At 62.5% G+C, this 24,911-nt stretch carries 26 protein-coding genes and 1 riboswitch; of the genes, 17 read left to right on the top strand and 9 right to left on the bottom strand.

Annotated features, from left to right (window positions below):
* Positions 1 to 72: 72 nt before the first annotated feature.
* On the top strand, positions 73 to 981 hold the full coding sequence (locus tag GV819_RS24400; protein ID WP_161758607.1) for a hypothetical protein: 909 nt from the start codon (positions 73 to 75) through the stop codon (positions 979 to 981).
* Between the two features lie 21 nt (positions 982 to 1,002).
* Here the strand turns inward: GV819_RS24400 and GV819_RS24395 are convergent, their stop codons facing one another.
* A complete protein-coding gene (locus GV819_RS24395; protein ID WP_161758606.1) occupies positions 1,003 to 1,572 on the bottom strand; it encodes an NADAR family protein in 570 nt (189 codons plus the stop codon).
* A 193-nt stretch (positions 1,573 to 1,765) separates the two neighbouring features.
* On the opposite strand from GV819_RS24395, the gene mdcA reads away from it, so the two are divergent.
* From mdcA to madM, 9 genes are all read left to right on the top strand, one after another.
* A complete protein-coding gene (mdcA, locus tag GV819_RS24390) occupies positions 1,766 to 3,442 on the top strand; it encodes a malonate decarboxylase subunit alpha (RefSeq protein ID WP_161758605.1) in 1,677 nt (558 codons plus the stop codon).
* Positions 3,442 to 4,317, top strand: a complete 876-nt coding sequence (locus GV819_RS24385) for a triphosphoribosyl-dephospho-CoA synthase (RefSeq protein ID WP_161758604.1) — start codon at positions 3,442 to 3,444, stop codon at positions 4,315 to 4,317. Before mdcA ends, GV819_RS24385 begins: the two co-directional genes overlap by 1 nt.
* Positions 4,317 to 4,616, top strand: a complete 300-nt coding sequence (locus GV819_RS24380) for a malonate decarboxylase subunit delta (RefSeq protein WP_161758603.1) — start codon at positions 4,317 to 4,319, stop codon at positions 4,614 to 4,616. The genes GV819_RS24385 and GV819_RS24380 overlap by 1 nt, the downstream gene beginning before the upstream one ends.
* Complete coding sequence (locus GV819_RS24375; protein ID WP_161758602.1) at positions 4,609 to 5,460, top strand: biotin-independent malonate decarboxylase subunit beta; 852 nt, start codon at positions 4,609 to 4,611, stop codon at positions 5,458 to 5,460. Before GV819_RS24380 ends, GV819_RS24375 begins: the two co-directional genes overlap by 8 nt.
* Positions 5,457 to 6,260, top strand: a complete 804-nt coding sequence (mdcE, locus tag GV819_RS24370; RefSeq protein WP_161758601.1) for a biotin-independent malonate decarboxylase subunit gamma — start codon at positions 5,457 to 5,459, stop codon at positions 6,258 to 6,260. Before GV819_RS24375 ends, mdcE begins: the two co-directional genes overlap by 4 nt.
* Positions 6,257 to 6,883, top strand: a complete 627-nt coding sequence (locus GV819_RS24365; protein ID WP_161758600.1) for a malonate decarboxylase holo-ACP synthase — start codon at positions 6,257 to 6,259, stop codon at positions 6,881 to 6,883. The genes mdcE and GV819_RS24365 overlap by 4 nt, the downstream gene beginning before the upstream one ends.
* Positions 6,880 to 7,815, top strand: coding sequence for a malonate decarboxylase subunit epsilon (gene mdcH / locus GV819_RS24360; protein ID WP_161758599.1), 936 nt, complete (start codon positions 6,880 to 6,882; stop codon positions 7,813 to 7,815). The genes GV819_RS24365 and mdcH overlap by 4 nt, the downstream gene beginning before the upstream one ends.
* 67 nt (positions 7,816 to 7,882) lie before the next feature.
* Positions 7,883 to 8,290, top strand: a complete 408-nt coding sequence (gene madL, locus GV819_RS24355) for a malonate transporter subunit MadL (protein ID WP_161758598.1) — start codon at positions 7,883 to 7,885, stop codon at positions 8,288 to 8,290.
* A gap of 1 nt (position 8,291) precedes the next feature.
* Complete coding sequence (madM, locus tag GV819_RS24350) at positions 8,292 to 9,056, top strand: malonate transporter subunit MadM (RefSeq protein WP_161758597.1); 765 nt, start codon at positions 8,292 to 8,294, stop codon at positions 9,054 to 9,056.
* Between the two features lie 80 nt (positions 9,057 to 9,136).
* On the opposite strand, the gene GV819_RS24345 is transcribed toward madM, so the two are convergent.
* Complete coding sequence (locus tag GV819_RS24345) at positions 9,137 to 10,054, bottom strand: LysR family transcriptional regulator (protein ID WP_161758596.1); 918 nt, start codon at positions 10,052 to 10,054, stop codon at positions 9,137 to 9,139.
* A gap of 154 nt (positions 10,055 to 10,208) precedes the next feature.
* On the opposite strand from GV819_RS24345, the gene trhA reads away from it, so the two are divergent.
* Positions 10,209 to 10,826 (top strand): PAQR family membrane homeostasis protein TrhA, encoded by a 618-nt coding sequence (gene trhA / locus GV819_RS24340; RefSeq protein ID WP_161758595.1) that lies wholly within the window; start codon positions 10,209 to 10,211, stop codon positions 10,824 to 10,826.
* A gap of 75 nt (positions 10,827 to 10,901) precedes the next feature.
* Here trhA and GV819_RS24335 read toward each other — a convergent pair whose 3' ends face one another.
* Positions 10,902 to 11,807, bottom strand: a complete 906-nt coding sequence (locus tag GV819_RS24335; protein ID WP_161758594.1) for a LysR family transcriptional regulator — start codon at positions 11,805 to 11,807, stop codon at positions 10,902 to 10,904.
* Positions 11,808 to 11,913: 106 nt separating this feature from the next.
* Between GV819_RS24335 and GV819_RS24330 the strand changes: the two genes are divergently transcribed.
* From GV819_RS24330 to GV819_RS24320, 3 genes are read left to right on the top strand one after another with little or no spacing between them, the layout of a single operon-like run.
* Positions 11,914 to 13,155, top strand: coding sequence for a D-amino acid dehydrogenase (locus GV819_RS24330; RefSeq protein ID WP_161758593.1), 1,242 nt, complete (start codon positions 11,914 to 11,916; stop codon positions 13,153 to 13,155).
* Positions 13,156 to 13,182: 27 nt separating this feature from the next.
* The gene (locus GV819_RS24325) at positions 13,183 to 13,533 is read left to right on the top strand and encodes a RidA family protein (protein WP_161758592.1); all 351 of its coding nucleotides are present in this window, start codon (positions 13,183 to 13,185) and stop codon (positions 13,531 to 13,533) included.
* Between the two features lie 29 nt (positions 13,534 to 13,562).
* The gene (locus GV819_RS24320) at positions 13,563 to 14,465 is read left to right on the top strand and encodes a transporter substrate-binding domain-containing protein (protein ID WP_161758591.1); all 903 of its coding nucleotides are present in this window, start codon (positions 13,563 to 13,565) and stop codon (positions 14,463 to 14,465) included.
* Between the two features lie 117 nt (positions 14,466 to 14,582).
* On the opposite strand, the gene GV819_RS24315 is transcribed toward GV819_RS24320, so the two are convergent.
* Together GV819_RS24315 and GV819_RS24310 are read right to left on the bottom strand one after the other, a co-directional pair.
* Positions 14,583 to 15,302, bottom strand: coding sequence for a 16S rRNA (uracil(1498)-N(3))-methyltransferase (locus GV819_RS24315; RefSeq protein ID WP_161758590.1), 720 nt, complete (start codon positions 15,300 to 15,302; stop codon positions 14,583 to 14,585).
* 120 nt (positions 15,303 to 15,422) lie between these two features.
* Complete coding sequence (locus GV819_RS24310; protein WP_161758589.1) at positions 15,423 to 16,829, bottom strand: adenosylmethionine--8-amino-7-oxononanoate transaminase; 1,407 nt, start codon at positions 16,827 to 16,829, stop codon at positions 15,423 to 15,425.
* Positions 16,830 to 17,148: 319 nt separating this feature from the next.
* Here GV819_RS24310 and GV819_RS24305 point away from each other — a divergent pair, with 319 nt between their 5' ends.
* Positions 17,149 to 17,700, top strand: a complete 552-nt coding sequence (locus GV819_RS24305; protein WP_161758588.1) for a cytochrome b — start codon at positions 17,149 to 17,151, stop codon at positions 17,698 to 17,700.
* A 32-nt stretch (positions 17,701 to 17,732) separates the two neighbouring features.
* Entirely contained in the window at positions 17,733 to 18,329 is a 597-nt protein-coding gene (locus GV819_RS24300) for a YceI family protein (protein WP_161758587.1), read from the top strand.
* 174 nt (positions 18,330 to 18,503) lie between these two features.
* Here GV819_RS24300 and GV819_RS24295 read toward each other — a convergent pair whose 3' ends face one another.
* From GV819_RS24295 to GV819_RS24280, 4 genes are all read right to left on the bottom strand, one after another.
* A complete protein-coding gene (locus GV819_RS24295) occupies positions 18,504 to 20,375 on the bottom strand; it encodes a DEAD/DEAH box helicase (protein ID WP_161758586.1) in 1,872 nt (623 codons plus the stop codon).
* Positions 20,376 to 20,598: 223 nt separating this feature from the next.
* Positions 20,599 to 21,414 (bottom strand): substrate-binding periplasmic protein, encoded by an 816-nt coding sequence (locus GV819_RS24290; protein ID WP_161758585.1) that lies wholly within the window; start codon positions 21,412 to 21,414, stop codon positions 20,599 to 20,601.
* A 119-nt stretch (positions 21,415 to 21,533) separates the two neighbouring features.
* Positions 21,534 to 22,379 carry a methylenetetrahydrofolate reductase [NAD(P)H] gene (metF, locus tag GV819_RS24285; protein WP_161758584.1) on the bottom strand — a complete coding sequence of 282 codons (846 nt, stop codon included), beginning with the start codon at positions 22,377 to 22,379 and terminating at the stop codon, positions 21,534 to 21,536.
* A gap of 188 nt (positions 22,380 to 22,567) precedes the next feature.
* Complete coding sequence (locus GV819_RS24280; RefSeq protein ID WP_161758583.1) at positions 22,568 to 23,977, bottom strand: adenosylhomocysteinase; 1,410 nt, start codon at positions 23,975 to 23,977, stop codon at positions 22,568 to 22,570.
* 21 nt (positions 23,978 to 23,998) lie between these two features.
* Positions 23,999 to 24,105, bottom strand: a riboswitch (S-adenosyl-L-homocysteine riboswitch).
* 199 nt (positions 24,106 to 24,304) lie between these two features.
* On the opposite strand from GV819_RS24280, the gene GV819_RS24275 reads away from it, so the two are divergent.
* Positions 24,305 to 24,709 (top strand): acyl-CoA thioesterase, encoded by a 405-nt coding sequence (locus GV819_RS24275; protein WP_161758582.1) that lies wholly within the window; start codon positions 24,305 to 24,307, stop codon positions 24,707 to 24,709.
* The last annotated feature ends 202 nt before the right edge of the window (positions 24,710 to 24,911 follow it).

Raw genomic sequence — 24,911 nt, 5'->3', positions numbered from 1 at the left:
GGTTGGACTTTCAGACTGTAAAGTTTGTAAGAGTGTCTAATTCAGATTGTCATATGAAATAAGGAAGGTTTTTTGAAAACGGAACTCTCTGATGTCGAGTCTGCGTTTAGTGTAAAAGCGGACGTGTTGTTTGATGTTGTTCGTGGAGTGTTAAATTTGCCTTTGGGGGAGGTTGTTCTTTTTTGGATGCTGGCAATTTCTATCAGCGCGGCAGCTGTCATGAAAGTCAGAACCAGATCAGGGATTATGCTGGGCTTTTTGGTTTCAATAGCTAGCGCGGTAGTGTTAATGGGTTATCTGTCGGCAGCGGGCATGGAGGCGAAAAAGGCTATTGAGCGTTCAGGGGAGGAGAGACTCAGTATCAATAAAAAAATGGACAGGGTAAATAGTAATCCTTCGGATTCTTTAGCGCCTGATAAGTTACTGTCTGAATATCGGAAGTCCTTGTCAGAGAATGGAGAGTTGATAAATAAAAACTCAAAAATTCAAGAGCTCGTTACATTTTTCATAAACTTTGTAGTCATGACTTTAGGCGGTCTTGGGACTGGACTTTTGGCTTCGTTGTTGACTTCAGATAAAACAGCGGAAGATGAGGTCGCTATTGAAAAACAGCGCAAGATGGAACTAATTAATTTGTTTGAATATGGAGTGTCATTTGTATTTATTACTACGCTCCTGTCCGTGGGTTATATTTGTCTTGTTATCGGGGATGAGGTTGTTTTAGGGTTTGTCAGCGCATTGGTTGATGGTGCGATTACTATGCTTCTTGGGGTTCTCGGGTTTGTTTGGGCTTCGAGTAATATCGAATTCAAGCGCCATAAAGTTTTACTTTTGACAGGTTTTGTACTGTTGATCGGCTTTTTTTACGTTCAGTTCATAAAGTTCTTTTTGCACTATCAACCGACGGCCCTTGTCGTTTGCCTGATCGTCGGATTATTTCCTTACGGCAAGTTCAGAGCGTTTCTGCGCTTGCGCTTCTGAGTTCTGATTGGGCCTGTGTTATCAAGCACTCGGATTCTGCTTCAGCCTGTCCCGTACTTCCATCAAGGCATACCCCAGCAGGTTGAGGCCGCGCCATTGTTCCGCTCGGCTGGCCTTGGCATCGTCGGCCGCCAGGCCAATGCCCCAGATCCGATCCACCGGGCTGGCTTCCACCAGCACCTGGTCGCGGGTGGACAGCAGGTACTCGCCAAGGGCCGGATGCTGGCTGAACTTCGCCAGGTTGCCGCGTACCACGATGTCGAAGCGCGCCTCGGTCCAGCGTGCGTCATCGAAGCGGCGTACTTCCCGGCCCAGTTGCTTGACGTCGGCGGGAGTGACGGCCTTGAGGATACGGGCGTGAGTGTCTTCGTCGTCGAACAGCCGGGCCTTGCCGGCCATCATGAAATGCTCGGCGCTGGGGTAGTGAATGCCTTCAATCTCGAAGCCGGTAGCGAACCACTGGCTGAAGCAGCTCTGGCTGACGCGTCCGTCCCGAGTCGGCTGGTGCCCCCAGAACATCAGGTAGTCGGGCTTCAGACCGTGCTTGATCTGCTCCAGCAGTACCTGGTTTGAGCGAATCGGTGTGTCCATGATGACTCTCATCGTTGTCTGCTTGGGCCATTCATTGGCCGGTCCGGCGCGCATTGTGTACCCAGAGCGAGGCAGGAAGCCATGGGGGTGGCAATCGTTACGCTGAGCGTAACTATCCGGCATCGGGCTTGATTGATGCCCTTGGGTTTCACTCCTATGGTGACTGCCACGACAGCGAACCCGTGGAGTGAGCATGACAACAACAATATCCCCCGACGCGCGTTGGTCGCGGCGGCGCAGCGAAAAGCAGCGGCGCCTCGAGCAGGTGCGGGCTATCGCCGATGGCGTGGTGTTGCCGACCGACAAGATTGTCGCGGCGCTGGAAGCCCTGATCCTGCCCGGCGACCGGGTGGTGCTGGAGGGCAACAACCAGAAGCAGGCGGACTTCCTGTCCCGCTCCCTGGCCAAGGTCGATCCGGCCAAGCTGCATGACCTGCACATGATCATGCCCAGTGTTGGTCGCTCCGAGCACCTGGACCTGTTCGAGCGCGGCATCGCCCGCAAGCTGGACTTTTCCTTCGCCGGTACCCAGAGCCTGCGCATCAGCCAGTTGCTGGAAGACGGGCTACTGGAAGTCGGCGCGATCCATACCTACATCGAGCTCTATGCGCGGCTGGTGGTGGACCTGATCCCCAATGTGGTGCTGTCCGCCGGCTTCATGGCCGACCGCGCCGGCAATATCTACACCGGCCCCAGTACTGAGGACACGCCCGCGCTGATCGAGCCGGCGGCTTTCAGCGACGGTATCGTTATCGTCCAGGTCAACCAGTTGGTGGACGATGTCAGCGAGCTGCCGCGGGTGGATATCCCGGCGTCCTGGGTGGATTTCGTGGTGGTGGCCGACAAGCCGTTCTACATCGAGCCGCTGTTCACCCGTGACCCGCGGCATATCAAGCCGGTGCACGTGCTGATGGCGATGATGGCGATCCGCGGCATCTACGAAAAGCACAATGTGCAGTCGTTGAACCACGGCATTGGTTTCAACACTGCGGCGATCGAGCTGATCCTGCCGACTTACGGTGAATCCCTGGGGCTCAGGGGCAAGATCTGCCGCAACTGGACCCTCAACCCGCATCCAACCCTGATCCCGGCGATTGAAAGCGGTTGGGTGGAAAGCGTGCATTGCTTCGGCACCGAACTGGGCATGGAAAACTACATCGCCGCACGTCCGGACGTGTTTTTTACCGGTCGCGATGGCTCCCTGCGCTCCAACCGGATGTTCTGCCAATTGGCCGGGCAGTACGCGGTGGACCTGTTTATCGGCGCCACTTTGCAGGTCGACGGGGATGGCCATTCCTCCACCGTGACCCGTGGCCGCCTGGCCGGTTTCGGCGGGGCGCCGAACATGGGCCACGACCCGCGTGGCCGTCGTCACGGCACCCCGGCCTGGCTGGACATGCGCCAGGACCAGAGCGACGCGCCCCAAGCGATGCTCGAACGGGGCAGGAAACTGGTGGTGCAGATGGTCGAAACCTTCCAGGAAGGCGGCAAGCCGACCTTTGTCGAAACCCTCGATGCGGTGGAAGTGGCGCGCAAGAGCGGCATGCCCTTGGCGCCGATCATGATCTACGGCGACGACGTGACCCATCTGCTGACCGAGGAAGGCATCGCCTACCTGTACAAGGCCCGCTCCCTGGAGGAGCGCCAGGCGATGATCGCCGCGGTGGCCGGGGTTACTGCCATCGGCTTGCGGCACAACCCCAAGGACACCGCGCGCATGCGCCGTGAAGGCCTGATCGCGCTGCCGGAAGACCTCGGCATCCGCCGTACCGACGCCAGTCGTGAACTGCTGGCGGCGAAGAGCGTCGCCGATCTGGTGGAGTGGTCCGGTGGCCTGTACAACCCGCCCGCCAAATTCAGGAGCTGGTAATGCACGCATTCAACCTGCAATCACAGCCCCTGAGCCTGGCCGAGCACCTGGCGGACCTGGCGGTGGACGCATTGATCGACGAAGCCGATCTGTCGCCCAAGCCGGCACTGGTGGACCGCCGCGGCAATGGCGCTCATACCGACTTGCACTTGGGGCTGATGCACGCCTCGGCCCTGGCCTTGTGGCCGGCCTTCAAGCAAATGGCCGAGGCTGCGCTGGCGTTGGGGGCGGTTGGCCTGCCCTTGCGTGAAGCCCTGGGGCGCATCGGCCGTGAAGGCGAGCAGGCCATGCTCGCTACCACGGGCGGGGTGAATACCCATCGCGGGGCGATCTGGGCATTGGGCCTGTTGGTGGCCGCTGCCGCCCTGGAACCTGAATCTAAAGAGGCCAGCAGTGTCGCGCTGCGAGCCGCCGGGTTGGCGCTGCTGGACGACCGGCATGCACCCCGGCCTCTGAGTCACGGTGCCCAGGTAGCACTGCGCTACGGTGTGCGCGGCGCTCGGGAAGAAGCGCAGCAGGGCTTTCCCGCGGTGCTGCAACTGGGGCTGCCACAACTCAAGCGCAGTCGGGTTCAAGGCCATGGCGAGCAGAACGCCCGGCTTGATGCCTTGCTGGCGATCATGAGCCGGCTGGCGGACACCTGCGTGCTCTATCGCGCTGGTGAAGAGGGCCTGCAGGCCATGCAGAGCGGCGCCCAGGCGGTACTCGACGCCGGCGGTAGCGCGAGCCTGGCCGGCCGCCGCCGCTTGCATGAGCTGGACCTGCAACTACTGACCTTGAATGCCTCGCCCGGCGGCGCTGCGGACCTGTTGGCTGCGTGCCTGCTGCTGGACCGGATCGAATCCGCCGAGACCTTTATCCAGGGAGCGCTGTAATGGAAACCTTGAATTTTGAATTCCCCGCCGGCCAGCCCGGTCGTGGCCGCGCCCTGGTGGGCTGTGTCGGCTCCGGAGACCTGGAAGTGCTGCTGGAGCCGGGGCAGGCCGGCAAGTTGATGATCCAGGTACAGACCTCGGTGAATGGCAGCGCCTCGCGCTGGCAGCACCTGTTCGAGCGCATGTTCGACGGCCAGACGCCGCCGGCGCTGCTGATCGACATCCATGATTTCGGCGCCACCCCCGGGGTAGTGCGGCTGCGCCTGGAGCAGGGTTTCGAGGAGATCGGCCATGACTGATAGCGCACGCTTGTTGAACAAACACAGCTTCGTCGAACTGGGCGCCCGGCAACGGGCCCGGGCCCTGCTGGATGCCGGCAGTTTTCGTGAGCTGCTGGACCCGTTCCAGCGGGTCATGTCGCCCTGGCTGGAACGCCAGGGCGTGGTGCCCCAGGCCGATGACGGGGTGGTGATCGCCAAGGGCAGCATCGCCGGTTTGCCGGTGGTGATCGCCGCCATCGAAGGCGCTTTCCAGGGCGGCAGCCTCGGAGAAGTGGGCGGGGCGAAGATTGCCGGAGCCCTGGAGCTGGCCGCCGAGGACAACCGCAACGGCATTGCTACCCGTGCCGTGTTGCTGCTGGAGACCGGTGGCGTGCGCTTGCAGGAAGCCAACCTGGGGCTGGCGGCGATTGCCGATATCCACGCGGCGATTGTCGATCTGCGCCAGTACCAGCCGGTGATCGGCGTAGTGGCCGGCAGCGTCGGCTGTTTTGGCGGCATGTCGATTGCCGCCGGGCTGTGCAGCTATCTCCTGGTCACCCAGGAAGCGCGCCTGGGCCTGAACGGCCCGCAGGTGATCGAGCAGGAAGCCGGGCTTGAGGAATACGACTCCCGGGACCGGCCTTTCATCTGGAGCCTGACCGGTGGCGAGCAGCGTTTCGCCAGTGGCCTGGTGGACCGTTATGTGGCCGACGATGTGGCGCAGATCCAGGCCCAGGTCCGCGAGCTACTGGCCCTCGGCCTGCCGCAACGGCAACGCAGCCGCGAGGCCGATCTCTATCTGCAACGCCTGGCCCGGCTGGACACAGTGCCGCAGATCGATGCGGCAACGGTTCGCGATCTGTATCAAGGAGACCGCTCATGAGTGCTTGTTCCCTGAGAGGGCTGAACTGGTTCAACGCCTTGAGTGGTGGTGCGGTGGCTGTTGCCGGATTGCCACCATCGTTGAAGGTCGCCGACGGCGAGTTGGGCGGCCAGCCGGCGCGTTTTATTGCCGTGGTGGTCGATCCCGAGAACCGCTTTGTCCGTGCCCGTAACGGAGAAGTCGGCTTGCTCGAAGGCTGGGGGCTGGCCAAGGCAGTGGATGAAGTGATCAGCGCCGACCGTGAGCAGGCCCACAAGCGTGCGCTGATTGCGATTGTCGATGTACCGAGCCAGGCCTATGGCCGGCGTGAAGAGGCCCTGGGTATTCATCAGGCCCTGGCCGGTGCCGCCGACAGCTATGCCCGGGCGCGGCTGGCAGGGCATCCGGTGATCGCGCTACTGGTGGGCAAGGCCATGTCCGGAGCCTTTCTGGCTCACGGTTATCAGGCTAATCGCCTGATTGCCCTGCGTGACCCCGGGGTGATGGTGCATGCCATGGGCAAGGCTTCGGCGGCGCGGGTCACCCTGCGCAGCGTCGAGGAACTGGAGGCCTTGGCCGCCAGCGTGCCGCCCATGGCCTATGACATCGACAGCTATGCCGGCCTGGGACTGCTCTGGCAAACCCTCTCGGTGCGCCAGATCGAACAGCCGACAATGGAGGACCTGGCACGGGTCAATGAATGCCTGCTGGAGGCGATTGGCGATGTGCGAGCCAAGGGCGTCGACCTCGGCAGTCGCCTTGGCGCCGCGAACCGAGTGGCGTCGAGCCGGGTTCGACAACTGCTGCGGGAGCAGTGGTGAACGGGCTCGGTCCCTGGCTGCCCCACGACTTGCTCTGGGGCATGACCCCGGAGCAGTTGGTAGCCGATGCGCCGGACTGGGCCTTTGCGGCACTGGAGGCGGGGCAGCCGGTGGTGGTGCGTCGCGCAGTGACGGCGCCCGGACAAATCGCCGTAGGACTGCGAGGTTCTTCCCGGGAACAGCGGTATCCGGCGCTGCTGGCATTGGACACGGTGCAGCGCGCAGTGCGCCCCGAGCAACTGTGCCATGTGCAGTTGCGACGGCCATGGCCGGCGCTCCAGGCGTTGCAGCAATTGCGCGGCGAGCTGGACGCTCTGGGGCTGGTCTGGGGCGTCAGTGGCAGTGCCGGATTCGAATTGGCCTCAGGGGTTGCCGCGCTGCATCAACAAAGCGATCTGGATCTGATCCTGCGTACTCCCGAGCTTTTTTCCCGGGTGCAGGCGCGGGAGCTGCTGGCGCTGCTGGACAGCGCTGGTTGCCCGGTGGACATGCAGTTGCAGGTTCCAGGCGGCGCGCTGGCCCTGCGTGAATGGGCCGGCCCGGCGCAACGGGTGCTGCTCAAGAGCGCCAGTGGCGCAAGGCTGGTGAGTGATCCCTGGGGTGCTCGGGAGCAGGCAGCGTGAGCAGCTTGCTGGTGTTTCCGGGCCAGGGCGCGCAGCAGCCGGGGATGCTCCGGCGCTTGCCGCAGACTCCCGAAGTGCAGGCCTGCCTGCAGGAGGCCGGCGAGGTGCTGGGCCAGGACGTGCTGACGCTGGACTCGGCCGAGGCCCTGGCAGCCACGCGAGCGGTGCAACTGTGCCTGCTGATTGCCGGGGTGGCTTGTGTCCGTTCCCTGCTGCAAGCGGGTGCCACGGTGAATTATGTGGCGGGGCTGTCCATCGGTGCCTATCCAGCGGCGGTGGTGGCGGGTGCCCTGGGGTTTGCCGATGCCTTGCGGCTGGTGAGCCTGCGCGGCGAACTGATGCAGCAGGCTTATCCACAGGGCTACGGCATGACCGCGTTGATCGGCCTCGACCTGGGGGCGGTGGAAGGACTCCTGGCCCAGGTCCACAGCCCGCGGATGCCGGTGTACCTGGCCAATATCAATGCCGACAACCAGGTGGTGATTGCCGGCAGCGACGCTGCCATGCAAGCCGTGGCCGAATTGGCTCGGGGTTCCGGCGTCGGCGTGGCCAGGCGCCTGGCGGTCAGTGTGCCGTCCCACTGTCCGCTGCTGGAGCAACCGGCACAGACCCTGGCCGCAGCGTTTGCCGGGGTGACCTTGCAGGTGCCCAGGCTGGGTTACCTGAGCGGCAGCCGGGCGCGGCCGATTCGCGGGGTGGAACCACTGCGCGACGACCTGGCCTTCAACATGTGCCGGGTAGTGGACTGGCGCGGCACCGTGCAAAGCGCCTACGAGCGTGGGGTGCGCCTGCAGATCGAGCTGCCGCCTGGCGCAGTGCTGACCGGGCTGGCGCGGCGAGTATTCGAGCAGGGTTCGGTGATCGCCTTCGACGGTGCGCGCCTGGACACCTTGCAGGCGCTGTTGCGTGAGGAGGAAAGCCGCGACCGATAGAGCACCGACTCAGGCTGACGAAGCACAAGAACAACAACTTCGACGATGCACTTTGAGGACAACAACAATGATTATCTACGGTGTGGCATTGCTGGCGATCTGTACGCTGGCGGGCGTGATTGTCGGTGACATGCTCGGTGTGTTACTGGGCGTGAAATCCAATGTCGGCGGGGTCGGTATCGCCATGATCCTGCTGATCTGCGCCCGCTTGTGGATGCACAAGCACGAGGGCATGACCAAGGATTGCGAGATGGGCGTCGGCTTCTGGGGCGCCATGTACATTCCGGTGGTGGTGGCCATGGCTGCCCAGCAGAACGTGGTGACGGCGCTGCACGGCGGGCCGGTGGCGGTGCTGGCGGCGATAGGCTCGGTGCTGCTCTGTGGTTGCACCATTGCCCTGATCAGCCGGACCCACAAGGGCGAACCTCTGCCGGCCGAGCCGGCTGCGCAAGTGACACCGGCGGGAGGGCGCTGAGATGTGGGATCTGATCGAGAAAGGCCTGGAGCACAACGGTCTGGTCACCGCCTTCGCTTTCGTCGGGGTGATCATGTGGATCTCGGTGCTGTTGTCCAAGCGCCTGACGTTTGGCCGGATCCACGGTTCGGCGATCGCCATCGTCATCGGCCTGGTGCTGGCCTGGGTCGGCGGTACCTTGACCGGTGGGCAGAAGGGCCTGGCGGACCTGGCGCTGTTCTCCGGCATCGGCCTGATGGGCGGCGCCATGCTGCGCGACTTTGCTATCGTCGCCACCGCCTTTGAAGTGCAGGCCACCGAGGCGCGCAAGGCCGGGATGATCGGCGCGGTAGCCCTGCTCCTGGGGACGCTGCTGCCGTTCATGGTCGGTGCGAGCATTGCCTGGGCCTTTGGTTACCGGGATGCAGTGAGCATGACCACCATTGGCGCTGGTGCTGTGACCTACATCGTGGGTCCGGTGACCGGTGCGGCCATCGGGGCCAGTTCCGATGTGGTGGCCTTGTCGATTGCCACGGGCTTGATCAAGGCGATCCTGGTGATGGTGGGTACGCCCATGGCGGCGCGCTGGATGGGCCTGGACAATCCGCGTTCGGCGATGGTCTTCGGCGGGCTGGCCGGAACCGTCAGCGGCGTGACTGCCGGGCTGGCGGCGACTGACCGGCGGCTGGTGCCTTACGGCGCCTTGACCGCGACCTTCCACACCGGGCTGGGTTGTCTGCTGGGGCCGTCGCTGTTGTTCTTCATCGTCCGCGGCCTGGTGGGCTAGCCCGACACCTGTGTAGGAGCCGGCTTGCCGGCGAAGAGGTTCTTGAGGTCTTGCGGGCGCTTTCGCTGGCAAGCCAGCTCCTACGTGCTTTGGCGGTTGGCGTACATCCGGCACTCGGCCAGCAGCGCCAGCAGGTTCGGGTCGCGCTCCTTGGCCTTGAGGAAGACCACGCCGATATGCTGCTGCAGGCGGTAGCGCGCCTGCAGCGGTATCAGTTTCACGCGGTTCTCATACACCGCCGCGATCCTTCCCGGCAGCAAGGCGTAACCCACCCCTGAGCTGACCATGCTCAGCAAGGTGAAGATATCGTTGACCTGCATCGCCACCTTCGGCTCGAAGCCCGCTTGCTTGAACACCCGCACCCCATCCTGATGAGTGGCAAAGCCCTGGGTCAGGGTAATGAAGGTGGCGTCACGCACGTCGGCCAGGTCGACTTCGCTCTGCTGGGCAAAGGGTGAGTCGGCGGGGGTGGCGAGGAAGATGTCGTCGGAAAACAGCGGCAGTTGCTCGCAGTCCGGTTCGTTGACCCGCTCATCCAGGGAAATGAGGATGGCGTCTACTTCCATGTTCTTGAGCTTGTACAGCAGGTCGATGTTGGAGCCCAGGATCAGGTCGATGTTCAGCTCGCTGCGGCGCAGCTTCAGGCCCATGATCAACTGCGGTACGGTTTTCACCGTCAATGAGTAAAGCGCACCGAGTTTGAAGCGTTCTGCCGAGAAGCCCGCGGCTTCGCGGGTCAGGCGCACGCTCTCGACCACGTCCTGGACCAGTTTCTGGGCCCGCTCCTCCAGCACGAAGGCGCTTTCCAGCGGTGTCAGGTTGCGTCCTTCATGCTTGAACAGTGGGCAGCGCAGGGCGCTTTCCAGGGAATGGATGGCCCGGTGCACGCTGACATTGCTGGTCTGCAGCTCGCTGGCGGCGCGGGCCAGATTGCCGGTACGCATGAACGCCAGAAACACTTCGAGCTTTTTCAGGGTCAACTCTTCGTCGATGAGCATGGTCCGGACTCTGGTGAGAAGGGGCTGATGATGCCCGATGAGTCGAGGACTGGCCGCTGGTTTTTTGTCGGCCGCGCCCCCATAGACATATTGCGCTTTCAAGCTGCAGGCCCGAGCCTTGCGTGTTTTTTCATGTTTTCAGAGCGGACGACAGATGTATCACGGAGAAAGATTCAACGCCTGGACCCACCTGCTGGGGGCCATCGCGGCGTTTATCGGCGGCATCTGGCTGGTGGTCCTGGCCAGCCTCGATGGCAGCGCGTGGAAGATCGTCAGCGTGGCGATCTATTCTTTCACTTTGCTGGTGCTCTATAGCGTGTCCACGGTCTATCACAGCGTGCGTGGGCGGGCGAAGAGCATCATGCAGAAGGTCGATCACTTTTCGATCTACCTGCTGATTGCCGGCAGTTACACGCCGTTCTGCCTGGTGACCCTGCGTGGCGCCTGGGGCTGGACCCTGTTCGGGATTGTCTGGGGGCTGGCGTTGATCGGCATCCTCCAGGAGATCAAGCCGCGTTCCGAGGCGCGGATCCTCTCCATCGTGATCTACGCGGTCATGGGCTGGATCGTGCTGGTGGCGGTGAAACCGTTGCTGGCAGCCCTGGGCCCCGCCGGGTTTGCCTGGCTGGCTTCGGGCGGAGTGTTGTACACCGTGGGCATCATCTTCTTTGCCCTCGATAGCCGTCTGCGCCATGCCCACGGCATCTGGCACCTGTTCGTGATCGCCGGCAGCCTGCTGCACTTCATCGCCATCCTGTTCTACGTCCTGTAGGAGCCGGCTTGCCGGCGAAGGGGCCCTTGGATATTTGCGCTGGGCATTCGGACGCTTTCGCTGGCAAGCCAGCTCCTACAAGGGGTGGTCGAGTTGGGCCTGGGCCTGGAGGGCGAAGATGTCCAGCAGGCTGGCCAGGGTGTGGGGCGGCGGTTCGGCAGCACGGGTCACGGCGTACAGGGTGATCGGCAGCGCCGGGCTCAGGGGCCGGATGGCAGTGTTGGCCGTTGAGGCGCCCAGGGCAGTGAACGGGTCGATCAGGGCCACTCCGGCGCCGGATTCCACCATGGCCCGGGCCAGGGAGTAGGTCTGCACGGCGATGCTCACCCGCGGTGGCGGCTCCACCGTCTTGAGGTAGCTGTCGAGCCTGGCCGACAGCGGGTCGGCGCTGCTGAGGCCGATCAGCGGCGCATCGGCCAACTCCATCAGTGCCAGCGGCCGGCCCCGGGCTTCCTCCGGCCAATAGTCCAATGGGGCCAGGGCCACCAGCACGCCCTGGGCCAGGGCTTGTGCGTTCAACCCGGGGTGATCCGGGCGCTGCAGGGTCAGGGCCACATCGACCTCGCGCATCAGCAGGTTCTGCACCAACTCGCGGCTATGGGCGCTGGACAGTTCGCACAGGCTGTCCGGGTAACGTCGGGTCCACTCGCTGATGGCCGGTGGCAGCAAGGCCAGGGCCAGAGCCGGGGTGGCGCCGATGCGCAGGCTCTGGCCCGGAGACCGGCGCAGGTTCTGGGCCAGGCGTCGCACCCCTTGCAGGCTCTCGCTGACCTTGTCCACTTCCCGCTCCAGTTCCAGGGCTTCCGGGGTCGGCTGCAACTTGCCGCGCACCCGCAGGAACAGCGGGAAGCCCAGCTGCAGTTCGGCGTGCTGCAGGACCTTGGTCACCGCCGGTTGCGAGACGTGCAGCAACTGCGCGGCGCCGCTGATGGAACCGGCCTGGCGGATGGCCTGGAAGATTTCGATGTGACGCAGTCGCATGGGCAGTCCATAACCTTTGTTTATGGGAGGTCCATCTTTATTCATTGTTCGATGCCTGTCACCTGCCCCTAACCTGAGGCCGTTCAACAACCGGTCAGGGGCAGTCATGAGTCAGCGGGTTTGCATCATCGGAGGCGGCGTCATCGGCTTGGCCAGTGCCTACGCCCTGGTTCGCCAGGGGTTCGAGGTGACCCTGGTGGAAGCCCAGGAGTCCCTGGGCAGCCAGACCAGCTTCGCCAATGGCGGTCAGTTGTCCTATCGCTATGTGGCGCCCCTGGCCGATGCCGGCGTGCCCTGGCAGGCCCTGGGCTGGATGCTCAAGGGTGACTCGCCGCTCAAGCTGCGACCACGCCTGGACCCGGCGCAATGGCGCTGGCTGGCGGGCTTTCTCGGGGCCTGCCGGCACTCGGTGAACCAGCGCAATGCTGCTCATCTGCTGCGCCTGGCGCAGCTTAGCCAGAGCACCTTGCAGAGCTGGCGCGAGGAGGATGGCCTGCAGGGCTTCGACTGGCGGCGCAATGGCAAGCTGGTGACCTTTCGTGAGCGTGGCAGCTTCGAGCATGCCCGGCACAACCTCGCAGACAGCCGCCAGCAGCAGGTGCTGTCGGCCGCCGAATGCGCGGCGCTGGAGCCGGCCCTGGGCGACACGCCCTTTGTCGGCGGCATCCATACCGCCGACGAGGAAGTGGCCGACTGTCATGCCTTCTGTCAGCAATTGGCGGCGCGACTGCAAGCTTCCGGGCGTTGCGAGATTCTCTTGGGCCAGCGAGTCCAGGCCATTCAGCACCAGGGCGACCGGGTGCAGGCCATCGATCTGGGGGAGCGGCAGCTAGCGGTGGAGCACCTGGTGCTGGCGGCCGGTCATCGCAGCGCCGAGCTGCGCCTGCCCGGGCTCAAGCTGCCGCTGTATCCGCTCAAGGGCTACAGCCTCAGCGTGCCTATCGGCCCACAGCACCGTGCGCCGGATATCAGCATCACCGACTACAACCGCAAGATCGTCTACGCCCGGATCGGCCAGCAGTTGCGGGTGGCGGCCATGGTCGACATCGTCGGCTTCGACCCGTCCCCGGACCCTGGGCGGATGGCCCTGATGCGCCGTCAGGCGGCCGAAACCTTTGCCGGTGCCGGTGACTTTGAAGCCGCCGTGGAATGGGCCGGCATGCGTCCGGCAACCCCCAGCGGCGTGCCGCTGATCGGTGCCACCGCCTATCGCAACCTGTGGCTCAACCTCGGCCATGGCGCCCTGGGTTTTACCCTGGCCTGTGGCAGCGGCCGGTTGCTGGGCGAACTGATCGGCCAGCGTCCCACCAGTATCGACATGCAGGGCCTGACGCCCTGTGCTGCCTGAGCCTTCCCTTGCAACAGGAGCTTTTTGATGACCATCCAGCGTATCCACAGCAACAACCGCCTCAGCGGCGCCGTGACCTTTGCCGAACTGGTGTTCCTTTCTGGCCAGGTGCCGGGCTCCAGCAGCGATATCGCTGGCCAGACCCGCGAAGTCCTGGAGAAGATCGACGCCTTGCTGGCCGAGGCCGGCAGCGACAAGGACCAACTGCTCAGCGCGACGCTCTACCTCAAGGACATCCAGGCGGATTTCGCCGCCATGAACGAGGTCTGGTCGGCCTGGCTGTCCCCCGGACAGGCGCCGGCCCGCACCACCCTGCAAGCGGCCCTGGCACGTCCGCAAATCCTGGTTGAAATCAGCGTCATCGCCGTTCGCCGCTGAACCGCCTTTACCCACAACGGAGAATAACAATGCATAAGATCACGTTGCTCGGCTGCACCCTGGGGCTGTTGTTCAGTGCCACATCACAGGCCAACGAGGCGCCCCTGGACGGCACCCTGGCGAAGATCGCCAACAGCGCGAGTATTACCTTGGGTTATCGCGATGCCTCGGTGCCGTTCTCCTATGTGGGCGACAACAGCGGCCAGCCCATGGGGTATTCAGTGGAATTGGCGAACAAGGTGGTGGAGCGCATCCAGCAGCAGTTGCAACTGCCCAAGCTGGCGCTGAAGTACAACCTGGTGACCTCCCAGACCCGCATTCCCCTGGTGCAGAACGGTACCGTGGACCTGGAGTGCGGCTCGACCGGGGTCACCGCCGAGCGGCAGAAGCAGGTGGCGTTCTCCTACGGCTTCATCTACGTCAAAGGCCAGTTGCTGACCGCCAAGGACAGCGGGATCAAGAGCTTCGCCGACCTGCGGGGCAAGAACGTGGTGACCACCGCGGGCACCACCAACGAGCGCTTTCTCAAGAACTATAACGTCGAGCACAAGATCGACATGTTCGTGATCAGCGCCAAGGATCACGGCGAGGCTTTCCAGATGCTGCAGTCGGGGCGTGCGGCGGCCTTCTACATGGATGACGCGCTGCTCTACGGTGAGCGGGCCAAGGCCCGCGACCCGCATAACTGGGTAGTGGTGGGAGAGGAGCAGTCGCGGGAGATCTACAGCTGCATGGTGCGCAAGGATGACCCGCAATTCCTGGCCCTGGTCAATGCGACCCTGGCGGACCTGTATCGCTCTGGAGAAATCAACGGCATCTATCAGCGCTGGTTCGAACAGCCGATTCCACCCAAGGGCCTGAACCTGGAGTTCCCGATGACCAGCGAGTTGAAAGCGATCATCGCCCAGCCCACCAGCGACCCGGTGCAATGACCGGCTGTCGCGCCTCCGCTTGTAGGAGCCGGCTTGCCGGCGAAGGGGCTTTTGAGGCAGGCGCCTGTCTTGCGCCTGTTCGCTGGCAAGCCAGCTCCTACGCGGGGATGAAAGGGGTTAGAAGTCACCCCAGAGCTGCTGGGCCACGGCCAGGGCCACCACCGGGGCGGTTTCGGTACGCAGCACCCGCGGCCCCAGGCGCGCCGGGAGGAAACCGGCACTGTGGGACTGTTCCACTTCGGCGTCGCTCAGGCCGCCTTCAGGGCCAATGAGGAACGCCAGGCTGGCAGGCTTGGCATGACTTTCCAGGGGCTGGGCCACCGGATGCAGGACCAGCTTGAGGTCGGCCTGGCTCTGGTTGATCCAATCCGCCAGCAACGCGGGTGGGTGAATCACCGGCACCTGTGAGCGACCGCATTGTTCGCAGGCGCTGATGGCCACCTGGCGCCAGTGCAGCAGGCGTTTGTCGGCGCGCTCGTCCTTGAGGCGCACTTCACAGCGCTCGCTGAAGATTGGGGTGATTTCGCTGACCCCAAGCTCCGTGGCTTTCTGGATCGCCCAGTCCATGCGTTCGCCCCGGGACAGGCCCTGGCCCAGGTGAATCTGCAGCGGCGATGGCGCCTGGCCGGCGAAGCTTTCGTCCAGTCGTACCCGCACCCGCTTCTTGCCTACTTCCACCAGCGTGCCGCGAAACTCCAGGCCCGAACCGTCGAATACCTGCAGGCCATCACCTTCGGCCATGCGCAGCACGCGGCCGATGTAGTGGGCCTGGGTTTCCGGCAGTTCGTGTTCGCCGAGGCTCAAGGGGGCGTCGATAAAGAAACGGGACAATCTCATCTGGGTTCTCTGTGTTGTAGGAGCCGGCTTGCCGGCGATAAACCATAACGCGCTGTGCCGGGCAGGGCCCTTCGCTAGCAAGCCAGCTCCTGGCGTGGAGGCAGGAGCTGGGTGAGGGGCTTAACCCGGATCGCGAAACCCCGGGTGGAAGTCCTTGGGCACGGCGACACTGACCTGGTCACGGGTGGCGATGTCGATGCCTTCGCTGGCGACTTCAGCAAGGAAGTCGATCTGCTCCGGGGTGATGACGTAGGGCGGCAGGAAATACACCACGCTGCCCAGGGGGCGCAACAGGGCGCCACGTTCCAGGGCATGCTGGAAGACTTTCAGGCCACGGCGTTGCTGCCACGGATAGGCGGTCTTGCTGGCCTTGTCCTGGACCATCTCGATGGCCAGGACCATGCCGGTCTGGCGCACTTCCGAGACATGGGGATGATCCGCCAGGTGCGCAGTGGCGCTGGTCATGCGCTGGGACAGGGCGCGGTTGTTCTCAATGACGTTGTCCTGCTCGAAGATGTCCAGGGTCGCCAGGGCCGCCGCACAGGCCAGCGGGTTGCCGGTGTAGCTGTGGGAGTGGAGAAAGGCCCGCAGGGTCGGATAGTCGTCGTAGAAGGCGCTGTAGACATCATCGGTGGTCATGCACGCGGCCAGGGGCAGGTAGCCGCCGGTCAGGGCCTTGGACAGGCACAGGAAGTCCGGACGGATACCGGCCTGCTCGCAGGCGAACATGGTCCCGGTACGGCCAAAGCCCACAGCAATCTCGTCATGGATCAGGTGCACGCCATAGCGGTCGCAGGCTTCGCGCAACAGCTTGAGGTACACCGGGTGGTACATGCGCATGCCGCCGGCGCCCTGGATCAGCGGCTCGACGATGACCGCCGCCACCGTCTCGTGGTGTTCGGCCAGGGTCTGCTCCATGGCTGCGAACATGTTCCGCGAGTGTTCTTCCCAGCTCATGCCTTCGGGGCGCAGGTAGCAGTCCGGGCTCGGTACCTTGAGGGTGTCCAGCAGCAGGGCCTTGTAGGTCTCGGTGAACAGCGGCACGTCGCCCACCGACATGGCGGCGATGGTCTCGCCGTGGTAGCTGTTGCTCAGGGTGACAAAGCGCTTCTTGTTTGGCTGGTCGCGGTTGATCCAGTAGTGGAAGCTCATCTTCATCGCCACTTCGATACACGACGAACCGTTGTCGGCGTAGAAGCAGCGGGTCAGGCCTTCTGGGGTGATCTTTACCAGGCGCTCCGACAACTCGATCACCGGCTGGTGGCTGAAGCCGGCGAGAATCACATGCTCCAGCTGGTCTACCTGGTCCTTGATGCGCTGGTTGATGCGCGGGTTGGCGTGGCCGAACACATTGACCCACCAGGAGCTGACCGCGTCCAGGTAACGTTTGCCTTCGAAGTCTTCCAGCCAGACACCTTCACCACGTTTGATCGGGATCAAAGGCAGTTTTTCGTGGTCTTTCATCTGGGTGCAGGGATGCCACAATACCGCGAGGTCGCGTTGCATCCACTGGTTATTCAGGCCCATGTACAGTCTCCTGGAGGCAGCTCGCTAAAGGCGCGGGCGAACAATCGGGCAAGCCTATGCAATGCATGGCCGCGGGACAACCTATTGTGCGAGGTGGCGTCAAAGGTGCAGCACGCTCTGTGCAAAGACGCAGTCGAAGTGCCCCAGGGCACTGTGCAAGGCAGCGGTCGGCCATGGGTAAAGAGGGCCTTAATCTTTTCTTAACTCGCTCGGTCCAGACTATTGATCGTATTTCTCGATATTTCAAAGCAAAAAATTCCGCTTTAATTCGATAGGTAAATCGCTAGTCTTGATCAGCGTTTCTTACAGGATGCAACTGATGCAGTTACGTAATTCTTCTTCGCGCTATGGCTGGGTAAGCATTGTTCTGCACTGGGGTGTGGCCTTGGCGGTCTTCGGACTGTTCGCTCTGGGCCTGTGGATGGTCGGTCTCGACTACTACAGCACCTGGCGCAAAGATGCGCCGGACCTGCACAAGAGCATTGGCCTGACGCTGTTTGCGATCATGCTGCTGCGGGTGTTGTGGCGTTTTGTCAGCCCAACGCCACCGGCACCGGCCAATCATGGGCCTCTGACCCGCCTGGGGGCCAAGTTGGGACACGCGTTCCTGTACCTTGGCCTGTTTGCGGCGATGATTGCCGGCTACCTGATTTCCACCGCAGACGGCGTGGGTATCCCGGTGTTTGGCTTGTTTGAAGTTCCTGCCCTGGTTTCCGGACTGCCGGACCAGGCGGATGTAGCAGGTGTGGTGCATCTGTACCTGGCCTGGGCTCTGGTGATCTTTGCCGGCGTTCATGGCCTGGCCGCGCTGAAGCACCATTTTATCGATCGTGATGCGACCCTCACCCGTATGCTGGGGCGCAAAGCCTGATGTTCAACCTTGAGACAAAAGGAATAGAAAGCATGTTGAAAAAGACTCTCGCCGCGCTGGCAATCGGATCTGCTGTATTGGCGGCCGGTCAAGTGATGGCAGCGGACTACGTGATCGACAAGGAAGGCCAGCACGCCTTCGTTGACTTCAAGATCAGCCACCTGGGCTACAGCTTCATCACCGGTACCTTCAAGGACCTGGACGGCAAGTTCAGCTTTGATGCGGCCAAGCCTGAAGATGCCAAGATCGAAGTCAATGTGCGTACCGCCAGCGTGTTCACCAACCACGCTGAACGTGACAAGCACATCACCAGCAAGGACTTCCTCGACGCTGGCAAGTTTGCCGACGCCAAGTTCGTTTCCACCAGCGTCAAGCCTACCGGCAAGAACGCTGACGGCAAGCTGACTGCCGATGTGGCGGGCGATCTGACCCTGCACGGTGTGACCAAGCCGGTCGTGGTCAAGGCTACTTTCCTGGGTGAAGGCAAGGATCCATGGGGCGGCTACCGTGCCGGCTTCGAAGGCACCACCAGCTTCAATCGTCAGGATTTCGGCAAGATGATGGACCTGGGCCCAGCGTCCAACAACGTTGAGATGTACATCAGCTTTGAAGGTGTGAAAGCGAAGTAAATTTCGCTGGCAGCAACAAAACGCCGACCTCGTGTCGGCGTTTTGCATGGTGGCTGCAGGAGCCAGCTGGCTGGCGAAGGTGGTGATCTTCCACGACTCTTCGCTGGTAAGCCGGCCCAACAAAAACGCCCCGGGTCTTGCGACCAGGGGCGTTTTTCATTTCAGCGCAAGGACTCAGCGATTGCGGGTCAGCAACGCTGGCTTCTCGCCCCGTGGACGGCTTGGCAACTGGTCCAGTTGCTCAGGCGTGGGGAAGCGATCGGCCTTGGATTCCTTGTGCACGATCTTCGGTTGGGAGCCCCGAGTATTCTGCACCGCGGGTTCCTGGCGCTGCTGATCGTCACTGTTCGGGCGACGATTGCGTGGCTCGTCACGACGGCCTTGGCTGTCACGGGGAGCTCCGCTGCGGCCGCCACTACGCTTGGCCGGTGCGGTACCTGTGGTGCTGCCGTTGCTGTTGCGTGGGTTGCCGGAGCGCCCCTGGCCACCGCCCGTACCAGCACCGCCGCGTGGCGGATTGCTGGTGCCTGCGCCTGCGCCCTGGGCTGGAGCCCCTGGACGGCGCCCGCGGCCCTGGCTGTTCTTGTTCGGGTACGGGCTGACGTAGTCAGCGCGGTTACCGAAGTTGTCCACGTCGTCATCGAGGAACTCGTCCGGCGCCCGGTCGGCACGTGGAGTCGGCTGGCGCTGTTCGCGGGCAGGAGTACCTTCGCGAGGTTTTTGCTCGCGGGCTGGACGCTCGCCACGGGCCGGCTTGTCTTTGCCGCCCTTGTCCTTGCCTTTGTCCTTGCGACCGCCGCCACCGCCGTTCGGGCCATCGCCACGCGGGCCACGAGGATTGCGCGGGTTACGCACATCCGGGCGCTCACGTACTTCCGGCTTCTCGGCTTCCACGGTGCTGGCATCGAAGCCCATCAGGTCGCCATCGGCGATTTTCTGCTTGGTCATGCGTTCGATGCTTTTCAGCAGCTTCTCTTCGTCCGGAGCTACCAGGGAGATGGCTTCGCCCGAACGACCGGCGCGGCCAGTACGGCCGATACGGTGCACGTAGTCTTCGTCGACGTTGGGCAGTTCGAAGTTGACCACGTGAGGCAGTTGGTCGATATCCAGGCCGCGGGCGGCGATATCGGTGGCGACCAGAATGCGCACTTCGCCGGCCTTGAAGTCGGCCAGGGCCTTGGTGCGGGCGTTCTGGCTCTTGTTACCGTGGATCGCCACGGCGCTCAGGCCGTGCTTGTCCAGGTATTCGGCCAGGCGGTTGGCGCCGTGCTTGGTACGGGTGAACACCAGGACCTGTTCCCAGGCGCCAGCGGTGATCAGGTGCGCCAGCAGGGCGCGCTTGTGGCTGGCCGGCAGGCGGAACACCCGCTGCTCGATGCGCTCCACCGTGGTGTTCGGCGGGGTGACTTCGATGCGCTCGGGGTTGTGCAGCAGCTTGCCGGCAAGGTCCGTGATGTCCTTGGAGAAGGTCGCGGAGAACAGCAGGTTCTGGCGCTTGGCCGGCAGGCGGGCGAGGACCTTTTTCACGTCATGGACAAAGCCCATGTCGAGCATGCGGTCGGCTTCGTCGAGCACCAGGATTTCCACGTGGGACAGGTCGACGCTGCCCTGGCCCGCCAGGTCCAGCAGTCGGCCGGGGCACGCCACCAGCACGTCGACGCCACGGGCCATGGCCTGGACCTGCGGGTTCATGCCGACGCCGCCGAAGATGCAGGCGCTGACGAACTTCAGGTCGCGGGCGTACAGCTTGAAGCTGTCATGCACTTGCGCGGCCAGTTCGCGAGTCGGAGTCAGGACCAGTACGCGGGGTTGGCGCGGGCCGTGACGCTGGGATTTGTCCGGGTGACCGTTGGGAAACAGCCGTTCCAGGATCGGAAGGGCGAAACCGCCGGTTTTACCAGTACCTGTCTGTGCCGCGACCATCAGATCGCGACCTTGCAACACGGCGGGAATGGCCCGCTGTTGCACCGGAGTAGGCTGGGTATAGCCGGCGGCTTCGATGGCGCCGACTAAAGCCTCGGAGAGACCGAGGGAAGCAAAGGACATGAGTAATCCTGTTTTAGTGAGGGCTTGGCCCAAAGGGATAATCTTGCCGGGCGTGAATGGCGTTTAAGAGGACGCAATCCCGTCCGGTCCTGCTGGCCTGAAGGGTCATTCACCGGTGGCTCGCGCGGGCCGGATGGCTGCGCCGTAGCGGGGTGGAGAGGCCTTGAACAGGGTCCAGCGTCCGGGCGTGAGCCTGGCGGGAGGCGGCAGTATAACAGAGCATTCAGTGTGCGCTGCTTTCCTGCTGCTCAACGGTTTTTTCTAACTCTTGGGTGGATGCCGGCCTGATAGGGGGCGGAGCAGGTTCCGCACCGTACTTGGCGCTCAATGCAGCGTAGGCCGGTTCGCGCTTGAAGCGCTTGAGCTCGGCGCCAAAGCGCTGCACCAACAGGTCCATGCCGGCATTGCGGCGCACCGCCAGGTATTGGCTTTGATGGCTGATAACGGTGGGGTTCTGGCTGATCTGTCCACGCAGCCCCAAGGCGTCCAAAAGGTGCTGGCCGACCCGCTTGTCAGTGATCAGCAGGTCGATCCGCCCCAGCAGCAGTTTGCCGAAATTGGCTTCGTGAGTGGGGGCCGGCTCGCGGTTGAACAGGGTCGAGCCGCTGAAGTCGTCGCTGTACAGATAGCCGGGTGAGGTGCCGATGGTCAGCCCCTTGAGCTCATTCAGTTGTTTGAACGGGTGCGGGCGCTGGTTGGCGTAGAACATCACGAATTCGACGTCGGAGAGCGGTTCGCTGGGGTAGAGCAGGGTGCTGTCGCGCTCGGCGCTATGGAAGATGTCCAGGGCCCCGTCGGCCTGCCCGGTTTCCAGCATGGCCAGGCAGCGTTTCCACGGCAGGAACTGCCATTCCACCTCGATGCCCAGGCGCTGGAAGACAATGGCTGTGGTTTCGTAGTCCAGCCCCAGGGCCTTGTCGTTATCTTCATAGACGTAAGGTGCCCAGGGCTCGGTGACAATGCGCAGCTTCTCGCCTTGGGCCGCGAGGCTCAGGCAAGTGCAGAGAAGGGCTGTCAGCAACTGGACGATGACGGACATTGCTGGAGATTACGACGAGAGATCATGCAAATGCTAGGGGCAGTTGCAACCGCTCTAGTTCGAGCCTGATGCAAACAAAAAGGCCCCGGTTTTCACCAGGGCCCATGAGGCTTTGCGGGTTAGCGCGGCAGCTTCAGGTTGTTCCAGATCGCCAGGCTCGGATCGGCCTGGTTCAGGGTATAGAAGTGCAACCCGGGTGCGCCGCCCTGCAGCAGACGTTCGCACATGTCACTGATTACCTGTTCACCGAAGGCCTGGATGCTCGCGCTGTCGTCGCCATAGGCTTCCAGCTGCTTGCGGATCCAGCGTGGGATCTCGGCGCCGCAGGCGTCGGAGAAACGTGCCAGCTTGCTGTAGTTGGTGATCGGCATGATGCCCGGCACGATAGGAATGCTTACGCCCATTTTCCGTACACGTTCGACGAAGTAGAAGTAGCTGTCGGCGTTGAAGAAGTACTGGGTGATCGCACTGTCGGCACCGGCATTGGCCTTGCGTACAAAATTACTCAGGTCGTCTTCGAAATTTCGCGCTTGCGGGTGCATTTCCGGATAGGCGGCGACTTCGATATGGAAGTGACTACCGGTTTCTTCACGAATGAAGCTCACCAGGTCATTGGCGTAGCGCAACTCGCCACTGGCCGCACCCATACCCGAAGGCAGGTCGCCGCGCAGGGCGACGATGCGCTTGATGCCGGCGGCCTGGTATTGCTGCAGCAGGCCGCGCAGATCGTCCTTGCTGTCACCGACGCAGGACAGGTGTGGCGCCGCAGGGACTTTTACTTCGCTCTCCAGTTGCAGCACGGTGTTGACCGTGCGATCACGGGTCGAGCCGCCGGCACCGTAGGTGCAGGAGAAGAAATCGGGGTTGTAGCTGGCCAACTGGTGGGCAGTGGCGAGCAGTTTTTCATGCCCAGCATCGGTCTTGGTAGGGAAGAACTCGAAGCTGTAACGACGGTCTTGGGACATGGAGGGAACCTCCAGCTACAAGCTGCAAGCTGCAAGCGCCAAGAGAAGCGGAGGTGCGCTCATCTCCTGAGCCTGGAGCGGGCTGCCTGAAACTGTTAAGCAAATAGGGACGAAGCTGAAAGCTTCAAGCGGCAAGCCGGGCTTGTGGCCCATGCTTGCCGCTTGACGCTCAAAGCTTGCAGCTGCTCTTAGTACCGGTAGGCGTCTGGCTTGAACGGGCCTTCGACGGTCACGCCGATGTAGTCAGCCTGGTGCTTGGTCAGTTGAGTGACCACGCCACCGAAGCCGCGAACCATTTCCAGGGCCACTTCTTCGTCGAGTTTCTTCGGCAGTACTTCAACGGTCAGGCGCTCGGCTTTCTGGGCTGGCGACAGGTCGGCGTACTTCTGGCCGAACAGGAAGATCTGCGCCAGAACCTGGTTGGCGAACGAACCGTCCATGATGCGGCTTGGGTGACCAGTGGCGTTGCCCAGGTTCACCAGGCGGCCTTCGGCCAGCAGGATCAGGTAGTCATCGTTCTGTGGGTCGAAATCGCCGTGGCCGGTGCGGTGGATCTTGTGCACCTGTGGCTTCACTTCTTCCCATGCCCAGTGCTTGCGCATGAAAGCGGTGTCGATTTCGTTGTCGAAGTGGCCGATGTTGCAGACAACAGCGCGCTTCTTCAGGGCTTTGAGCATGTTTGCGTCGCAAACATTGACGTTGCCGGTGGTGGTCACGATCAGGTCGATCTTGCCCAGCAGGGCTTTGTCGATGCTGGCTTCGGTGCCGTTGTTGATACCGTCGATGAATGGCGAAACCAGTTCAAAGCCGTCCATGCAGGCTTGCATGGCGCAGATCGGGTCGACTTCGGAAACCTTGACGATCATGCCTTCTTGACGCAGGGACTGAGCCGAACCCTTGCCCACGTCACCGTAGCCGATGACCAGCGCTTGCTTGCCGGACAGCAGATGGTCGGTACCGCGCTTGATGGCATCGTTCAGGCTGTGACGGCAGCCGTACTTGTTGTCGTTCTTGCTCTTGGTCACCGAGTCATTGACGTTGATGGCCGGGATCTTCAGCTCGCCCTTGGCCAGCATGTCCAGCAGACGGTGTACGCCGGTGGTGGTTTCTTCGGTCACGCCGTGGACGCGCTCGAGGACTGCCGGGTATTTATCGTGCAGCAACTGGGTCAGGTCGCCGCCATCGTCGAGAATCATGTTGGCGTCCCAAGGTGCGCCATTCTTGAGGATGGTTTGCTCCAGGCACCACTCGTACTCTTGCTCGGTCTCGCCTTTCCAGGCGAAGACCGGAATACCGGCGGCAGCGATGGAGGCAGCGGCCTGGTCCTGAGTCGAGAAAATGTTGCAGGACGACCAACGTACTTCGGCACCCAGGGCAACCAGGGTCTCGATCAGCACGGCGGTCTGAATGGTCATGTGGATGCAGCCGAGGATTTTCGCGCCCTTGAGCGGCTGCTCACCGGCGTACTTGCGGCGCAGACCCATCAGGGCCGGCATTTCCGATTCGGCGATGATGGTTTCGCGACGGCCCCAGGCAGCCAGGGACATGTCGGCGACTTTGTAGTCGGTAAAATCTGCAGGCGTGTTTACAGCGCTCATGAAGAGCCTCCATTCGTAGTGTGCGAATGGGCGCCGTTGTGCGTTTAGTGTGGGTACAGGGAACCCTGTACCCACAACGCCCCATCCGAGCCTGACAGGTCATGCCTGCTGCAGCGCCCCTCGGACAGGTGGCGGGAAAACGGTATCAAGTGCAGATGACCGTTTTGAAACGGTGGCGATTATAGCCGCCTGAGCCAGACTTCCAAAAGTGTTTCTGTTGCCTGGATGAAGATCGTTAATCGCGACCATAGTCGAGGTTGCATAGAGCATGGCCGCCCGGTCTGCCATTATGCCGGGCATCAATTGGCAGGACGGTCAGGAGTGCATATGAATTTTCACACCCGCAAATGGGTAAAACCCGAAGACCTTAACCCCAACGGCACGCTGTTCGGTGGCAGCCTGTTGCGCTGGATCGACGAAGAAGCGGCGATCTACGCCATTGTCCAGTTGGGTAACCAGCGAGTGGTCACCAAGTACATCTCGGAAATCAACTTCGTCAGTGCATCGCGCCAGGGCGACATCATCGAGCTGGGCATCACCGCCACAGAATTCGGTCGTACCTCCATTACCCTGACTTGCGAAGTGCGCAACAAGATCACCCGCAAGCCCATCCTTACCGTGGAGAAGATGGTCTTCGTCAACCTGGGTGAAGACGGTCTGCCTGCTCCACACGGCCGTACCGAGATCAAGTACGTCAAGGACCAGTTCAAGGACGACGCTGCCGACGCCTGATGCTTCGCGCATCAAGCAGCAGCCCTGAATCCCGCGTGTCGTAGCTGAAGAGCTGCCTGGTTCAAGGGGCTTGTGGGTGCGAAAGAACACGGCAAGCCGGGCCTCTCTGCGCAAGGACCGCACGGGGTCGAACACAACCGGCCGCCTTGCGCGGCGGTACGCCGAACAAGGTTGTGGGCCGAGCATTGGCGCTCGGTCCACA

It is taken from the genome of Pseudomonas sp. Fl5BN2 (assembly GCF_009908205.1).
Lineage (GTDB): Bacteria > Pseudomonadota > Gammaproteobacteria > Pseudomonadales > Pseudomonadaceae > Aquipseudomonas.
The sequence above is the reverse complement of the archived record's forward strand: the minus strand, read 5'-3'. Positions and strand labels throughout refer to the sequence as shown.

What these genes read in the sequence shown, in the direction of transcription:
- madL (WP_161758598.1), top strand. Translation starts at nt 7,883, where the DNA reads ATGATTATCTACGGTGTGGCATTGCTGGCGATCTGTACGCTGGCGGGC.
- GV819_RS24380 (WP_161758603.1), top strand. Translation starts at nt 4,317, where the DNA reads ATGGAAACCTTGAATTTTGAATTCCCCGCCGGCCAGCCCGGTCGTGGC.
- GV819_RS24385 (WP_161758604.1), top strand. Translation starts at nt 3,442, where the DNA reads ATGCACGCATTCAACCTGCAATCACAGCCCCTGAGCCTGGCCGAGCAC.
- GV819_RS24330 (WP_161758593.1), top strand. Translation starts at nt 11,914, where the DNA reads ATGAGTCAGCGGGTTTGCATCATCGGAGGCGGCGTCATCGGCTTGGCC.
- GV819_RS24395 (WP_161758606.1), bottom strand. Translation starts at nt 1,572, where the DNA reads ATGGACACACCGATTCGCTCAAACCAGGTACTGCTGGAGCAGATCAAG.
- GV819_RS24275 (WP_161758582.1), top strand. Translation starts at nt 24,305, where the DNA reads ATGAATTTTCACACCCGCAAATGGGTAAAACCCGAAGACCTTAACCCC.
- mdcE (WP_161758601.1), top strand. Translation starts at nt 5,457, where the DNA reads ATGAGTGCTTGTTCCCTGAGAGGGCTGAACTGGTTCAACGCCTTGAGT.
- GV819_RS24325 (WP_161758592.1), top strand. Translation starts at nt 13,183, where the DNA reads ATGACCATCCAGCGTATCCACAGCAACAACCGCCTCAGCGGCGCCGTG.
- trhA (WP_161758595.1), top strand. Translation starts at nt 10,209, where the DNA reads ATGTATCACGGAGAAAGATTCAACGCCTGGACCCACCTGCTGGGGGCC.
- madM (WP_161758597.1), top strand. Translation starts at nt 8,292, where the DNA reads ATGTGGGATCTGATCGAGAAAGGCCTGGAGCACAACGGTCTGGTCACC.
- GV819_RS24345 (WP_161758596.1), bottom strand. Translation starts at nt 10,054, where the DNA reads ATGCTCATCGACGAAGAGTTGACCCTGAAAAAGCTCGAAGTGTTTCTG.
- metF (WP_161758584.1), bottom strand. Translation starts at nt 22,379, where the DNA reads ATGTCCCAAGACCGTCGTTACAGCTTCGAGTTCTTCCCTACCAAGACC.
- mdcA (WP_161758605.1), top strand. Translation starts at nt 1,766, where the DNA reads ATGACAACAACAATATCCCCCGACGCGCGTTGGTCGCGGCGGCGCAGC.
- GV819_RS24315 (WP_161758590.1), bottom strand. Translation starts at nt 15,302, where the DNA reads ATGAGATTGTCCCGTTTCTTTATCGACGCCCCCTTGAGCCTCGGCGAA.
- GV819_RS24305 (WP_161758588.1), top strand. Translation starts at nt 17,149, where the DNA reads ATGCAGTTACGTAATTCTTCTTCGCGCTATGGCTGGGTAAGCATTGTT.
- GV819_RS24300 (WP_161758587.1), top strand. Translation starts at nt 17,733, where the DNA reads ATGTTGAAAAAGACTCTCGCCGCGCTGGCAATCGGATCTGCTGTATTG.
- GV819_RS24310 (WP_161758589.1), bottom strand. Translation starts at nt 16,829, where the DNA reads ATGGGCCTGAATAACCAGTGGATGCAACGCGACCTCGCGGTATTGTGG.
- GV819_RS24320 (WP_161758591.1), top strand. Translation starts at nt 13,563, where the DNA reads ATGCATAAGATCACGTTGCTCGGCTGCACCCTGGGGCTGTTGTTCAGT.
- GV819_RS24335 (WP_161758594.1), bottom strand. Translation starts at nt 11,807, where the DNA reads ATGCGACTGCGTCACATCGAAATCTTCCAGGCCATCCGCCAGGCCGGT.
- GV819_RS24375 (WP_161758602.1), top strand. Translation starts at nt 4,609, where the DNA reads ATGACTGATAGCGCACGCTTGTTGAACAAACACAGCTTCGTCGAACTG.
- GV819_RS24290 (WP_161758585.1), bottom strand. Translation starts at nt 21,414, where the DNA reads ATGTCCGTCATCGTCCAGTTGCTGACAGCCCTTCTCTGCACTTGCCTG.
- GV819_RS24280 (WP_161758583.1), bottom strand. Translation starts at nt 23,977, where the DNA reads ATGAGCGCTGTAAACACGCCTGCAGATTTTACCGACTACAAAGTCGCC.
- GV819_RS24295 (WP_161758586.1), bottom strand. Translation starts at nt 20,375, where the DNA reads ATGTCCTTTGCTTCCCTCGGTCTCTCCGAGGCTTTAGTCGGCGCCATC.